This window comes from Ensifer sp., from assembly GCF_035999185.1.
Taxonomy (GTDB): Bacteria; Pseudomonadota; Alphaproteobacteria; order Rhizobiales; family Rhizobiaceae; genus Ensifer.
This window is the reverse complement of the sequence record NZ_DASYHB010000205.1, coordinates 216,028-230,454: the sequence shown is the minus strand read 5'-3', so window position 1 is coordinate 230,454 and position 14,427 is coordinate 216,028. Positions and strand designations below refer to the sequence as shown.

Below are 14,427 nucleotides of genomic sequence, written 5' to 3'. Positions count from 1 at the left end.
GGCATAACTGACTCTCTGGCGCCCGCAGAATTCTGGGCGCCAGCCTTTGGACCAAAGTGAACGGACAGAGCGCCAATGAACCAAAGAAGCCTCCCCTTCAACAGCGCCGCACAACGAAACGCGGACGAGCCCGATGGCTTCATCGACCTCGACCGCCTCTACTCGGCCATTGTGCGCCGCGCCCGAATGGTTGCGCTGTTCGTCGCGCTCTTTGTGGCGCTCGGCGTCGCTTACCTGATGTTTGCAACGCCGCTCTACACCTCGATGACGCAGATCCTGCTCGACGAGAACCTGTCGAAATTTGCGGAGGAGCAAACGACGCCGCAAAGCGCCCAGTTGCTCGATACCCAAATTGCGAGTGCGGTGGAGATTTTGAAGTCCGGCGAACTCGCCCTGCGCGTGGTCGACAAGATGAAACTCGCAGACAACGACACGGTCCTTAATCCACCGCGCTCGCCGTTCGACGTCGTGAAGGATGGGCTGAAATCCGTCACCAACCTCGTAACAAGCGAACCCGAGATTACCGAGGATATGGCCCGCAGCGGCCGGCGCCAGAAGGCGGCAGCGCTCCTCCAACAGCAGTTGGCGGTAGAGCGTGTGACACGCAGCTCCGTCGTCTCGCTTGCGTACCGCTCAAGCGACCCGCAGCTTGCGGCCGGCATCGTTCGCACCTACGCCGATGCCTACCTCAGCGACCAGTTGAACGCCAATTTCGAGGCGACGGAACGCGCATCGGTGTGGCTGCAGGAGCGTTTGGCCGACCTCAGACAGCGCGCGCAGGCGGCGTCCCTCGAGGTTGAGAAATACCGCAGCGAAAACGGTCTGACGCTCGCTCGCGGCGAGTTGATGTCGGAGCAGCAGCTTGCGGATCTCAACAGCCAGCTCATTATCGCCCAGGCCGATAGCGCGAGCGCGTCGGCACGCTACAAGCAATTCCAGGCGATCATTGATCAGGGCCCCGAGGAGGCGGTGAAGAACGCGACGATCTCGGCCAAGGAGGGCGACAATTCTGTTATCCGGGACCTGCGCACGCGTTACCTTGCCGTCAGCAAGCGCGAACAGGAAGTGACGCAAAGCTTCAGCGCGGACCATCCCCAGGCCGTGTCACTGCGCCGGGAGAAAACCGATATCGGCCGGCAGATTTTTCAAGAGTTGCAACAGCTGACCGCCAGCTACCGCAACGAATACGAGGTGGCACGTTCGCGCGAGGCTTCGCTGCGCGAAAACATCGAAGGCACCACTGGACGCAACGCGGACGCGAACGTCTCGCTCGTGCATCTGCGTGAGCTTGAGCAGAAGGCGGCCGCGTTAAAGACCCTCTACGAGACCTATCTCAACCGCTACGAACAGGCCTCGCAGCAACGCTCCTTCCCGATCGCCAAGGCGCGGGTGATCTCTGCTGCCGGTCTCCCGGTCTCCCCGTCCAGCCCGAAGAAGACCCTGGTGCTGGCGCTTTCGGCCGTGCTTGGGCTGATGGCGGGCGGCGCGTTCGCCGCCTTCCAGGAGTTTCGTGAGCGCACGTTCCGCCTGGAGAGCGATGTGCGCGCGATCCTGGGGCACCGGTCGTTCGGCTATGTCCCGCTTGTTGGTGCGAGCCAAACGAGCGCGACGGATCTCGTTCGCGCCAAGCTGATGAAAAGCAAGGCTCCGCAGGCATTGGTCGAGGGCACTCCGTCCTTCGAGCGCCTCAGCCGCATCGTGCTCGACGCCCCCCGTTCGTCCTTTGCGGAAACCTTCCGCAATGCGAAACTGGCCTGCGACCGGATGCTGAACGGCAACGGCTCGCGGGTGATCGGCATCGCTTCGGCGGTACCGGACGAGGGCAAGTCTATCGTGGCGGCAAACTTCGCTGCCCTTCTGGCTGCAAGCGGCAAGAAGACGCTTTTGATCGACGCAGACATCCGCAAGCCCGGCTTGAGCAAGATGATCAACCCGCCGCCGAAATCGGGTCTCGTGGAGGCGCTGACCGGTCAGGCCACTTGGCCGGCCGGCATCAAGATCGACCAGCAGACGAAGCTCGCAATTCTACCGGTTGGCGGTGAGGTCGCATCGGCAAGCAACCCGCACGATAGCCACGAGTTGCTCGCATCTGCGGCCATGGCCGAACTCATCGACAACGCCCGCAAGTCCTTCGACTACGTGGTCGTCGATCTCGCAGCCATCGCCCCCGTGGTCGATGCCAAGGCTTTTTCGCCGCTCGCGGACGGCTTCATTTACGTTGCCGAGTGGGGGCGCACGCCGTCGCGGCTGGTGCGCGATCTGCTCAACGCCGAGCCACAGATCGACTCGAAGATCCTGGGCGTCATCCTCAACAAGACTGACATGCGGGAACTGGCGAAGTACAGCGACTTCGGTGGCGCGGAGCACTATCGCCATCGGTTTGAGAAGTACTACCTGGAAAGTTCAGGAATGCACCGCAAGAGCGAGGCGGCCTGATGCCCGATGGGGCCGAGCGAGTGCTGCCAGTCAGTCCTTCCAGAAGAGCGGCGTCAGGATGACGAGTACCGTCAGGATTTCCAGACGGCCAAGCAGCATCAAGACGGACAACAGGTAAAGTGCCGGGTCCGTCAATGTCGAAAAGTTGCCGGCCGGTCCGATGATCGGGCCGAGCCCGGCGCCGACATTGGACAGTGCGGTGGCGACGGCGGACACTGCCGTGAGGAGATCGTAGCCCATCGCTCCCATCGCGAGGCTGCCGAAGGCCCAGATGAACATGTACGCGGTAAAGAACATGAACACCGTGCGCTGGACGTCGATATCTACGAGGGTCTTGCCGTAACGCACGGTATGCACCGCATTGGGGTAGATCAGTTTGAACAGCCCCGCACGGATCGAATTGAAAATGATGATGAAACGGTAGGCCTTCATGCCGCCCGCGGTCGAGCCGGAGCAGCCGCCCATGAAGGTGGCCGCGAAAGCAAGGGCGACGATGAACTCGCCCCAGAGCATGTAGTCGTCGCTGGCAAAGCCGGTTGTCGACAGGATCGACGACACGGTGAAAAACGCGTGCGCAAGCGCGTCGTTGGCAGAGACCCCGTTGACCAGCCGTTGATAGAGGCTGGCGGCAAGGGCGAGCACGGTCAGGTAGGACAGGAAAACGATGATCTGCGGATCCTTCAGCGTATCGAGGCGCCCTCGAACGATGAAGAGAATGAGCACCGAAAACGGCAGGCTGCTCAACGTCATGAAGAACGTCGCTACCCAGAGGATCGGCAGGCTCTTGAAGTATCCAAGCGACGCGTCGTGGGTCGAGAACCCGCCGGTCGCGACCGTCGACATCGCGTGATTGACGGCATCGAAACGGCTCATGCCAAGATAGGCATAGGCGATCGTACACGTCACCGTCATGACGACGTAGATGAGAATGAACGCGCGGGTGAAGGTGACGATACGGGCGAAGGGTTTCTCGGTCGTATCGGAGGATTCCATCTTGAAGAAGGACATGCCGCCGACCCGGAGATAGGGCATGACGAAAAGTCCGAGCGCCACGATCCCGATGCCGCCAAGCCAGTGCAGCAGAGAGCGCCAGAGAAGGATGCCGGGCGGCGCGTGATCGAGGCCGCTGATGACGGTCGAGCCCGTTGTCGTGATCCCGGAAACCGACTCAAAAAATGCCTTGGCGAAGTCGAGCTTCAGCGACGACAGCCAGAAGGGCATGGCGCCAACCAGAGAGACAACGACCCAGAGAAGGTTGACGACCAGAAAGCCCATCTTGCGGCTGAAGACCGGTGAGCCGCCCTGCGTTGCAGCAATTGCCAGGAGCGACAGCCCGCCGGTGACAAACGCCGAACCGGCAAAGACCTTCCAGTTGGGATGACCGTAGACCAGATCGATGGCTGCCGGCAGCAGCATTGCCACCGACAGATAGAACGCAGCCTTTGCGGCTATGTTGATTGCGGTCTGGTAAAGAGGTGCATGCAACGGTCGATCGCCTCAGCGCTTTGCAGAAGACCGAATCGGTCATTGGAGTTTGCGGCATTCAACCTGAAAGGCACGCGAATTGCACCGGCCACGCTCCGAGAATGACTTGATGATCGGCGATCAGCCCCAGTTTCCAGCGCCTTTTTTGCGTTCAGCAGGTTGGAACGGAGCCGAAAGTGCCGGAGTTTGCACGTGGAGACCACTCGGGCGCATGTTGCAGTGCGGCATTTTGCCCATTCACACCTAACTCACGAAAAGATCAGACCTTTTGGGCATGGCAAGTCATCACCTTGACTTAATTCCACGTGTAAAGGCTGCTTTATCCAATCCACCTACAACCTTGAGCATGAATGATGACCCCCGCCCGTTTTACCCAATGCCTTCTTGTTCTTCGTTGGACGCCGATCAATCTGGCGAGCGCCCTTCATTGCAACCTGGCCTGGATCGAGGCGATGGAGACCGGAGACGAAAAGGTACCGGCGGAATTGGCGACCTGGCTGGAGGCGCTTGCCCGCACCCACGAAGAGCTCGGCATTCCGACCACCTATCGCAGCAAGGGCCTGGAGCCGGCGGCAAGCCGCGTTGCCCGCCGCTGATCCGTCTGCCAGCCGCAACCGTTCGAATTCAACCCGACGCCTGGTGCAATCGAGCGCGTCAGTTGGCTTTTTCTGGCGCGATCGCCAGGGCGCCTGCCGGGCTTAAGCCACCGCAGCGCCAGAGCCGATAGGCTTGCTGGGTGTCCCAGTCGTAATAGTAGGCTGCATCCAGTCGCTTCGCTTTTGCGTGTTCTTTGAAGACGTTTCGCATGGCGACAATCGCGCCCTCGCGTTTGCGATCGTCCACCGGGCAGGCGCGCGCAGTGTTGGCTATGCCCCATTCCGTCACCCAGCACGGACGCCCCTTGTCTGAGACCTCGCAGAAGTCGAGAACTCTGGTCACAACAGACCGGATCTCTGCCGGGTCCTTGCGCGCAGGGTAGATGTGGATGCCATAGGCATCGACGAACTCGTCCATCCCGCGCTGTTTCAGCAGTTCGATCACTTCGCCCGGATCGAGGCGTTCCATGCCTTGGCGGTCGGCCTCCTTGGCGCCCATGTCGGAGAGACCTGCGGAAATGACCTTCGCATCGCGGCTGTTGGCGCTGGCTTTGAGTTCTTCGCGCGTGATTTTCAGTGCTTCGACGTATTTGTCCAAGCCGCTTTCAAACGCGGTGGGCGCATCGAGCTCGTTGAGACGGCGCGGCGTTGTTTTCCCTGGTTTCTGGTAGACGGAAAGATCGCCATTGTAGCCGGCAAGGTTGATCTCATTTCCCGGTTCGACTGCATCAAGGCGGATACCGAGCGCATCGATACGCTTCAGGGCATCCTTGAGGCCATCGCGATAGCGCTCGAGATCCAGCTCCGACAGCCGGTTGATATCCCAGATGCGTCCGAAACCGGACCGCGGGCGCACGGTGTCGGCGTAATAGCTTTTGTTGGTAAGCTGAATTTCCAGGAGGATCCGCAGGCCAAGCCGATTGGCGATACCGAGCGCTTCGATGCTCTTGTCGACGGGCCGTGACAGGGAGAGGCGCACATGCGTCGCGCCGCTTGCGGCGATTTCGCCGAGGACGCGCTCCTGCCCTGCGCGGTCGAGCCAGGCGAGGTTGAGACGATTGACGCCGAAGCGGCCAACGCCGGCGTCCGCTGCGAGCGTCGCCTGCCCTGAGGCAAGCGGCGCCAGCAAGACGAGAGCGGCAAGAAGCAGCGCCCGTGGCGCTGCTCTCGCCGCGCGCGGATTAGAGGCCAATCTGCTTGAGCGCACTTTGGAAGTTCGCTTCGCACGCCGAGTAACGCTCGGTGACCGCCTGCGCATCGATCTTGGACAGGAAATTGGCGAGATGGGCCTTCTTGTCCGTTTCGCGGTTCCAGACGGCCGCCTCGATATAGGGGAAGCCGATGAACTCCAGCATTTCCCGCATGCGGTCGTCGACCGCGATCATCAGCGAAGGAGTACCTGCCTGCATGCCGATGACGCAGCCATGGAACCGCCGGCCGATGCAAAGGTCGCGCGACGCAGACCAGGCACGCCAGTGATTGGTATCGAAGAACACCAGAAGCTCGTTCGGCCTCTGCCACTTTTCCTGGTGCTTGTATTCGGTCTGGCCGGTGATGCGGCCGCTCGCGCGATCATAGACCGGGGCGTTGTCGTCTACCGGAAGCGTGAGATTGTACGCGACCAGTTCGTCCTGAACGACGTAGCTCGCAACACTGTCCGGCTTCAGCAGGGCATGCGCGTCAACGATCGTGTCGGCGACACTGCCGAGATAACCGCCAAGCGCGAGCTTTTGGGCCGATGCCAGGTCGGCATTGGCAAGCGACGTCAGCGAACGCCGCATCTCGTTCGGCGCAAAAAAGAGCGACGGGCAGCCGGTCGGCTTGACGAACTTCATGCCTTCCTCGCGCAGGAACTCGGCGGTGAAGTAGCCACGGGTGAGGAAGAAGCTTTCCTTCTGTTTCAACACTTCGAGGAACCGCAGCGTGCCCGCCGGCAGGTTTTCCTTGAGCCCTTCACGCTTCTGGATGCCGATCCCCATCACCAGCACCGGCATCTTCAGCTTCTCGAAGACGTCTGCTTCGAGATCGGCCGAGTAGCCGGGACGCAAGAGGTTTGCCGAGGCAAAGACGCACATGTCGAATTCCTTGTTCAGGGCTTCGTACACGTCGTTGGCGCCGCGACTGTTGACCAGGTGCCAGAAAGGCACATAGGTCACGTCATGACCGCGAAGAGCGTGGCCCGCCCCTTCGCCGATCAGGTAGTTGCCGGTATTGGCGATCTTCTTGACCTGGTCGATCAGGTCCTTCTTGCTTCTGATTTCGTCGAAATAGGGCTTGTGGTAGACCGTCGCACCGGAAACACGCGAGACGGTACGCTGGAGGTAGGACGGAATTCCGGTGAGCAGGATACGCATCGTTACACCTGAGATTTAAAGCTGAACGGCAGTTGTTCAAAAGAGCCTATTGGCCGATACCGATTTCGCGCAGCGCCGAGCGGAAGTTGCGCTCGCGATCCGAATAGCGGTCGACGAGTTCGGACGCGTTGAGGCTGGCGAGGTGACTCGCGACGAAATCCGCGCGGTTTTCGGCCTTTTCGAGATCCTGCACCTCGACCGACGGCAGGCCGGTGAAGCCCAGCATTTCGCGCATGCGGTCGTCGACGGCCACCATCAGGCTCGGCACGCCGGCCTGCATGGCGATGATCGAGCCGTGGAAACGGCGGCCGAAGTTGAAGTCCATGTGCGAGGCCCAGGCGCGCCACTGGTTGGTATCGAAGAACGTGCGCACGTCGAAGGGCACCTTCTGGCGTTCGGCACCCGGGAAGGCGAGATCGCCGAGCATCTTGCCCGAGCAGGAGTCGAAAACGCGACCGTCGGCATCCGGCTCGACCTTCATGTCGAAGTGCAGGAATTCGTCCTGGATGACGTATTGCGGCTTTGCTCCCTCCGGGTTCAACGCGATGGCATCGACGATGCAGTCGTGGTTGGCGCCGAGATAGCCCGAGAAGATCGTCTTTGCCTGGCCGATCTTGACGCTCGGCAGCTTCTTCATCGACGCGCGCATGTTGTTGGGCGCGAAATAGACAGAGGGGCAACCGGTCGGACGCACATAGGTGAAGCCCTGGTCCTTCAGGTAGCCAGCCGTCTCATAGCCACGGGTCAGGAAATAGTGTTCACGGTCCTTCAGAACGTCGAGCAGCCGCTTGGTACCTTCGGGAAGGCCGGTTTCCAGATCCTTGCGGTTCTGATGGCCGATGCCGAGCATGACGATCGGCATCTTGAGCTTGCTCAAGACATCGGCTTCGGCGTCCGCAGACAGTCCCTTGCGCAGGAGGTTCGCGCAGGTAAAGACGCAGATATCGAAGTTGTTGTTGAACTCCTCGAAGCCGCTACCGTTCTTGTGGGCGTTGTAGAGGTGCCAGAACGGAATCTGCTTGGCATGGGGCGCAATGGCGCGCAGGGCCCCCTCACCGATCAGATAGTTGCCGGTGTTACTGATGTTGCGAAGCTCCTGAAGAAACTCGTCCTTGGATTCGGGCTGTTTTTGCCGTTCCGAATAGGAAACCGACAGGCCATTCGCGCCGTTTGCGAGGCGCGTGTAATGACCAGGAATGCCCGTAAGGAGGATTCTTGGACGCATGCGAAAGTCCCTTCTTTTTAGAAAGTAGCCCGGGTCGGTCAGCCTGCAGCTGCGACGCCGGCACTGGATGTCTCACGCGCCCGGATCACCTTGGCGCGCGAAAGCGAGGAATTGTTCACGGCGCCATCGCACCAGCCGAGAAACTCCGAGAAGGAGTTCGACCAGCCGCGGCGCGCCGCCGTTCTGAGGCAACCTTCCATGATGGGTGCAAGCAGGTTGCGATCCTCTGCAACCTCGGTGATTGCCGTCACCATGTCTCGCACCACCTGGGGGTCGGAGGACGCGTCGATCAGGATGCCATCCTCACGATCGACGATGAGTTCGTCGACGGCGCCAACAGCCGTCGCAATCGGCACGCAGCCGAGTTGCTGTGCTTCGGCGATCATCAAGGGCGCGCCCTCCCAGCGCGACGGCATGACCAAGACGTCAGCCCAGCCGAGCGCCTTGATCAGGTCGCGGCTGGCAAAGACCGGCGGGCGCACATCGACGCCAAGGTCCTTCAATCGATCCGTCCAGGAAAACGACGCGTCGGCGAGAATTTCGCCGCCGATCGCACGGGCGTCGAACGGCACGCGGGCTGCGCGCAGTTCGGCAATCGTTGCGGCCAGGCGGTCGATGCCCTTCTGCTGGTCGAGGCGGCCCATGTAGAGCACCCGCAGCCGGTCGTCCTTGCGGTCGATCCGTCTCACCTGCAACACGTCTGCCAGGACCTTGGGCGGAACGGAGAAGCTGGCGCCGTTCGGGACGGCAAAGATCTTTTCGAGCGGAACGCCGAAACTGTGCAGGTAGAACTTCAACTGCTCCGAGCAGGTGAGGAACGCGTCATAACAATGTTCGTGCGCGATGGCGGCAAAGGGCTGGCCGGCCGGGCGCTTGAAGGGCGTGTTGTCGATGACGTGAAGGTAGCAGGCGGTGCGCGTGCCCTCGGAGCGCAACCGGGCGATCAGCGGATGCATCGCCATCACGTGGTTGTTGATCACGAGGTCGAAGCCCGAAAGCTGGCCCTTGAGCGCGCCCCAATCAACCTCATGATGCTCGGCGATGAAATCCTGACCGAGGAACGAACCGGATCCACCCCAGGCCGGAATGTCCTGATCCCAGAAGTGAACATAGTCGAAGCTCGAATCGAATTCGTCGATCACGTCCATCCGGCTGGTGCCGAGTACGAACAGATGCGTCTCGTAGCCTGAGGCCCTGAGTTCGCGGGAGGCTGCGTAGATGACCTTCTCAGCCCCGCCGAAAGACGCGTTTGGCACAAGCAGTGCTGCGGTCTTCTTGCCCGCCTCACTGTGGCCGAGCGGCAGCACCGGAGAGCCGCCGATTTCCGTACGCAGCGCCTTGTGAAGATCGGAATAGGGCATCAGCCGCGGCGGGCGCCAGGTCCAGCGACGGCCGGCGGTGCGGCGCAACGGGCTGGTCGCAATTGCGTTGACGCAATTGATCATCACCTGTTGCGGCGTGATCAGCGTCCGACGCGGCAAGGCCCGCGGGAATGGGAAGCGCACGTTGAGGACGGCGGATGTCGGCCAGACCTGCTGGCTGCCGATCGAGGCGAACCAGTCGAGCGCGTTGTTGCGGATCACGTCGCGCAAAAGGGCGGTCGAGATGAAAATGAGATCCGGCTGGCCGACATGTTCGGCTCCTGCGTCGAGGAACGTCGGCGCGATCTTGCGTTGCGTCGCATCGTTGCCGAGATGCACGAAGACGACGTTCGCCTTCTCGCTCAGTCGCTCCAGGTGGCAAAGCACGTTGGGCAGCATGCGCGAACGCAGGAGAAGGTCGATCGTGGCCCCGCTTCCCGCCATCACGAATGGCGGAAAGTGCACATTGTCCGGCTCGCCGGTGTTTGCCCAGAAGGCCGGGATGATGTCGTCAAGCCGCAGACGCTTCGGCTGCTTCGTCGGATCCGTGAAGAAGGAGATTGCCGCATCTTCGGTCCGCGCGAAGAGGTAGCGTGGGCATTCCTCATGCTCGAAATCGACGAGCATCGGCCGCTGGAACAGGGCGCGATGGCGCTTTCTCAAGAAGCTGACGGATGTCGCACGATCGCGATTGGCTTCCTTGAAGCGGCTTTCGGCCCGCAGGCGATACTCGAACGTCGTCTCATGGCAGGGCGTGCCGACGAAGCCGTGCTCGACGCAGGACAGCCAGAACTCCCAGTCCTCAAAGCCGTTCTGCCGGTCGTCGTTGAAACGCACGCCATCGCGGAAGACGTCGATGGAAATCATCGAGCCGGTGTCGCAGATGTTGTCGGTGATGCAGTGAACAAGCCTGGAGTAGTGGTTGCCGTAGTGCGCTCTCCAGCTCACCGAGAACGTGTCGATGTTGGTGTAGACCCACCCCGCGCCGCTTTCATGGAGGCGGCGATAAAGCGTTTCGACCGTGCCCGGCAGAACGCGATTGTCGGCGTCGAGAAAATAGACGGCCTTCGCTTCAGGCAGGTTGGCAAGCACGTAGTCGATCGCACGGTTGCGCGCTCCACCAGGCCCGGCATTGCGGCCGAAAACGACGTGGATATCGGGGTGAGCCGCAGCATAGAGCAACAGCTGATCGAAGGTTTCGTGCCGCGGGTCGCCGTCTACCGAAACGACGACAGCGATGCGGCAATTCGAAAGGTTCGATGCAAGCGCAGACTCGACCGCTTCAAGTGCCAGCGCCGCATGCCCGTAAAGCGGCATTGCGATCGCTATGAGGTCGCGAGGATCGCTATTGCTGGACATGAGACGCACCGCCCGATTGCTTGACCATGCGGAAGCCCGACACCTTGAGCCAGGAGAAATCCACCGAGTCTGTGACGGCGCGGCTCAGGATCATCAGATCCATGGGCTGGCGCACCGGTTCATCCATCTGGAAATTGATGTTGATCGGCTGCTGGTTCGTGACTTCTCGCCAACCGCTGAAGAAGGCCGAAGGCTTGACCGAGCCCTTGCGGGCGAGTTCTGCGACCTCGGAGCGCGCGTTCGAGCCGGCCGGAGCGAGCAGGAAACTGACGGCTGCCGGCGCGCCCTTGGGATGGTCGACCAGAGCGCTTGCGGAAAACGATATGGTGCCCGGTTCGACAGCGCGTCCAACGGCTCCTGCCGACACGCCATTCGCAAGCGGATGGCATACCACGGCATGCTCGTGCTCAAGGAAGCGAACCGTCTGGAACTCGGGCACAACCGGGGTGACCGATACGTCGACGATCTGACTCAGGAGATCGACAGACAGGCGATAGTCCTCGATGAAATGGCCAGTAAGCAGCGCTGTCGGTGCGATCATGTTGGGCATGCGCGTCGGCTTTACACCCGGGAGTCCCGTGTAGACACGGAAGGCGAGCGGCCTGAGGTCGAGGTCGGCGTGGCGCGTTTCGGAGCGCGCGGTGTAATGCTCGCTCGCAATGGGGTACCCCAGCGAAAGTCCGATCGTCTCGGCGCCCGCCGTCGAAATCCTCAGCCGCAATGTCTTGGCGCCGCCACCGCATGTGCGTGGCAGGGCGAAGAAGTTCCAGCTTGGCACCAGTTGCGAGAACGGCACGGCCCATTCGGCAACCCCCTCGCCGCTCTCGACGTAACTCAGGACGACGATCAGTTCGCCACCGTCCCTCGGAACCGAATTGAAGTGCAGCGCAATCCCCGCGACGCCATGGCTGGAAACCGGCAGGAGTTGCTCGACGAAGGCATTGGCGATCAGGTGACCGATCCCCTCATCCTTTGGATCGACATAGGGATCGTGGGCAAAGACCTCGGTAACTGGCTCCCAGTTGCGTGCCTGGAAGGCGTCTTCGAGTGCGCGGTAGTTTTCGAGCAGGGTTTCACGCTCGCGGCGCAACAGCGCAAGCTCCGAGGTGATGGCGGACGAAAACCGCGCAAGACGCCCCACGCCGCCATCGACCAGCGCCTGGATCAGCGCTGCACTTTCGTTGACGGCCTGCGCGCTCAACCGCTTGATCGGGATTTCGGGGATGGTTCCAAAAGCGCGAAGCGCCGCGAGCCCTTCCACGAGGTCCGCTTCACCCTCTTTGGAGAAGGCGAGCGCTATCAGCGGAAAAACATTTTCAAGCGTCGACTGCGACCGATCCCCTGCCGGAAGGAAGTGAACCAGATGCTCGATGCCGCTGCCTTCGACACTTGCCCTGTCGTGATCCGATGCCACAACCAGTTTTCGCTTCGCCTGCGAATACCTCACGCCAGAAGACATCAACTCTTGCACGCGCCACCCTCGATACGCCCGAACTCTCTCTCAAGTTGAATTCGCCAAACCGAAATAAACCGGCGAATTCAACGCTCTAGAAAAAAGCATACCAAGGTTATTTGCAGTGCACAATAAGCTATATTTGCGTTTTTCATGAAATAACACTTCAGATTTTGAAGTATTATGCAGATGAAGCCCGTAGTATTTGAGAGGTATTTACGTTCCCGATGGCTTTGTCGAGCAGCGTCATCTGCCGGGCCACGCAATCACCCAGTCGAAATCTTTGCTCGATGGTTCGCCGCGCCGCCGCACGCATATCCGCATACTTCTCCGGTTGCGCCAGCGCTCCTGAAATCGTCTCGGCAAGAGCGTCCGTATCGAAGAACGGTACGAGCATGCCGTTGCGACCGGAACTGATCACTTCCTGGACCGGCGCCGTGTCGGAACCGACGACGAGCGCGCCGCAGGCCATGGCTTCCAAAACCGACCAGGACAGGACGAAAGGATAGGTCAGATAGATATGCGCGGCCGAAATCTGGAACAGCTGCCGCAGAACGCCGTGCGGAACGGCGCCTGGGAACAGGAACCTGTCTGCAGGCACGTCCAGAGACTGCAGAATATGGTCCTTCCAGGAGCCGCCGCCCGGCGGAGGCGCACCGTAGCTGACGCCATCGCCGCCAACGAAGACGAAGAGCGCGTCGGGATGGCTGCGCGCAACCTTGGCCGCCGCCGTCAGCGCCTGCGGAAAGCCGCGGTAAGGCTCGAGGTCACGCGCCACGAATGTCACGATGGGCGGATCGCCGGCCTTGAGCACGCGACCGTCGGGAAGCTTCAGCGAGGCCGACGCATCGGGTCGGAAAACGCGCGTGTCGATACCCTCATGGCACACGGCAATGCGCGTGCGCTGCTCGGCCGGATAGAGGCTACGCTGCCAATGGGTGGGGCTGATGCCGCCATCCATGGCTTCCAGAGACAGGAGCTGCGCCATATTGCGCAGCCGTAGCCGCTTTCGCGTGTCCGAATCAGGCTGGTCGTCGGGCGCAAAACCAATATCGGCGCCCTCGGCGCGATAGAAGAACTCGCAATAGCCGAGCGCCGGGACATTCGGCAGGACGTCCTTGACGAACATCATTCCGCCCCAGCCGGTATGCCCGACGACGACATCGGGCACTTGCCCCTGCCGCGCCATGGCATCGAACGTCTCGGCCACCCGGTGGCCAATGCGAACATGATGGTCGGGCACACCGAGGTGCCTCGCCATTTGCGCGCTGGCCTGCGGACCGGGTTCGGCTCTGTGCCGAATCACGCGTGTCGACGGAATCCGTTGATCCACCGTTTCCGTCACGAGCGTTACTTCGTTTCCCGTCTGCGCCAAATGCGCCGCGAGCGCGGCGAACTGGCAGAAGCCACGCCGGTGTACAAATGCTACGTGCATATTCCCTGCCTATTGCCGATGAAAGGATAGCGGATACGCGCGCATCTCAGATGCCGTAGCGCGTTGCATTCCCCCAAACCAGCTCGAGCCGGTGCAGCGTTTGAAATGCGGTTTCGAGATTGCGGCGATCCTGCTCGCCGTGGCTGAGGACCCGCTCATAGGCGCCTGACGCCTTGCGAAGGGCGTCACAGAGCTGCTTGCCTTTCTCTGAAAGCCGAATGCGTGCCGAGCGCTTGTCGCGTTGAGACGCCGCCCGGTCGATGTATTCGCCATCGCCCAGCTGCTTCAGATAATAGGACACGTTCGACCCGACATAGTGGCCACGATCGAGAAGCTCTGCCACCGAGACTTCCGAATCACCGATTGCCAGCAGGACCATGGCCTGCGCCGGACCGATGTCGTCGACACCGAGCTTCGTCAGTTCGGCCCGCAACAGGCCGGTAAAGCGTCTGCTGGCGCGTTCCATCATCCGTGCCAATTCGAAATAGCTGACCACGGACGCTTCGCTTTCCTGGTCAATATTTTCGTGTTCAGGGCCACTTCCAACTGCGTCATCCCCGGGGCGGATGGCAACAGCGCCGCCAAAATCTGCGAACGGATAGAGAATCCTTTGATTCATCCCTCTCTCCAACTAAGCATTACTACGATATTCAAAAATTACTTCAAATTTTGAAGCAATTTTTCGCCCCCTTTACTCCCCCCGAATACGATCATCTTGAGCAT

10 protein-coding genes are annotated in these 14,427 nt (G+C 61.0%); 2 read left to right on the top strand and 8 right to left on the bottom strand.

Annotated elements, in window-relative coordinates; all coding sequences use genetic code 11:
• Positions 1-75: 75 nt before the first annotated feature.
• A complete protein-coding gene (locus tag VGO04_RS28585) occupies positions 76-2,436 on the top strand; it encodes a polysaccharide biosynthesis tyrosine autokinase (RefSeq protein WP_327499343.1) in 2,361 nt (786 codons plus the stop codon).
• 30 nt (positions 2,437-2,466) lie between these two features.
• On the opposite strand, the gene VGO04_RS28580 is transcribed toward VGO04_RS28585, so the two are convergent.
• Positions 2,467-3,921, bottom strand: a complete 1,455-nt coding sequence (locus tag VGO04_RS28580) for a TrkH family potassium uptake protein (protein WP_327499342.1) — start codon at positions 3,919-3,921, stop codon at positions 2,467-2,469.
• Between the two features lie 353 nt (positions 3,922-4,274).
• On the opposite strand from VGO04_RS28580, the gene VGO04_RS28575 reads away from it, so the two are divergent.
• A complete protein-coding gene (locus tag VGO04_RS28575; RefSeq protein ID WP_327499341.1) occupies positions 4,275-4,517 on the top strand; it encodes a hypothetical protein in 243 nt (80 codons plus the stop codon).
• 58 nt (positions 4,518-4,575) lie between these two features.
• Here VGO04_RS28575 and VGO04_RS28570 read toward each other — a convergent pair whose 3' ends face one another.
• From VGO04_RS28570 to VGO04_RS28540, 7 genes are all read right to left on the bottom strand, one after another.
• Positions 4,576-5,667 carry a glycoside hydrolase gene (locus VGO04_RS28570; RefSeq protein ID WP_414650623.1) on the bottom strand — a complete coding sequence of 364 codons (1,092 nt, stop codon included), beginning with the start codon at positions 5,665-5,667 and terminating at the stop codon, positions 4,576-4,578.
• Positions 5,668-5,698: 31 nt separating this feature from the next.
• Positions 5,699-6,871 (bottom strand): polysaccharide pyruvyl transferase family protein, encoded by a 1,173-nt coding sequence (locus tag VGO04_RS28565; protein ID WP_327499340.1) that lies wholly within the window; start codon positions 6,869-6,871, stop codon positions 5,699-5,701.
• Positions 6,872-6,917: 46 nt separating this feature from the next.
• On the bottom strand, positions 6,918-8,096 hold the full coding sequence (locus VGO04_RS28560) for a polysaccharide pyruvyl transferase family protein (RefSeq protein ID WP_327499339.1): 1,179 nt from the start codon (positions 8,094-8,096) through the stop codon (positions 6,918-6,920).
• Between the two features lie 38 nt (positions 8,097-8,134).
• Positions 8,135-10,816 (bottom strand): glycosyltransferase, encoded by a 2,682-nt coding sequence (locus VGO04_RS28555; RefSeq protein ID WP_327499338.1) that lies wholly within the window; start codon positions 10,814-10,816, stop codon positions 8,135-8,137.
• Entirely contained in the window at positions 10,803-12,275 is a 1,473-nt protein-coding gene (locus tag VGO04_RS28550) for a DUF6212 domain-containing protein (RefSeq protein WP_327499337.1), read from the bottom strand. The genes VGO04_RS28555 and VGO04_RS28550 overlap by 14 nt, the downstream gene beginning before the upstream one ends.
• A 175-nt stretch (positions 12,276-12,450) precedes the next feature.
• Positions 12,451-13,704, bottom strand: a complete 1,254-nt coding sequence (locus VGO04_RS28545; RefSeq protein WP_327499336.1) for a glycosyltransferase family 4 protein — start codon at positions 13,702-13,704, stop codon at positions 12,451-12,453.
• Between the two features lie 46 nt (positions 13,705-13,750).
• Positions 13,751-14,323, bottom strand: coding sequence for a MarR family winged helix-turn-helix transcriptional regulator (locus VGO04_RS28540; RefSeq protein WP_327499335.1), 573 nt, complete (start codon positions 14,321-14,323; stop codon positions 13,751-13,753).
• Positions 14,324-14,427: the final 104 nt, after the last annotated feature.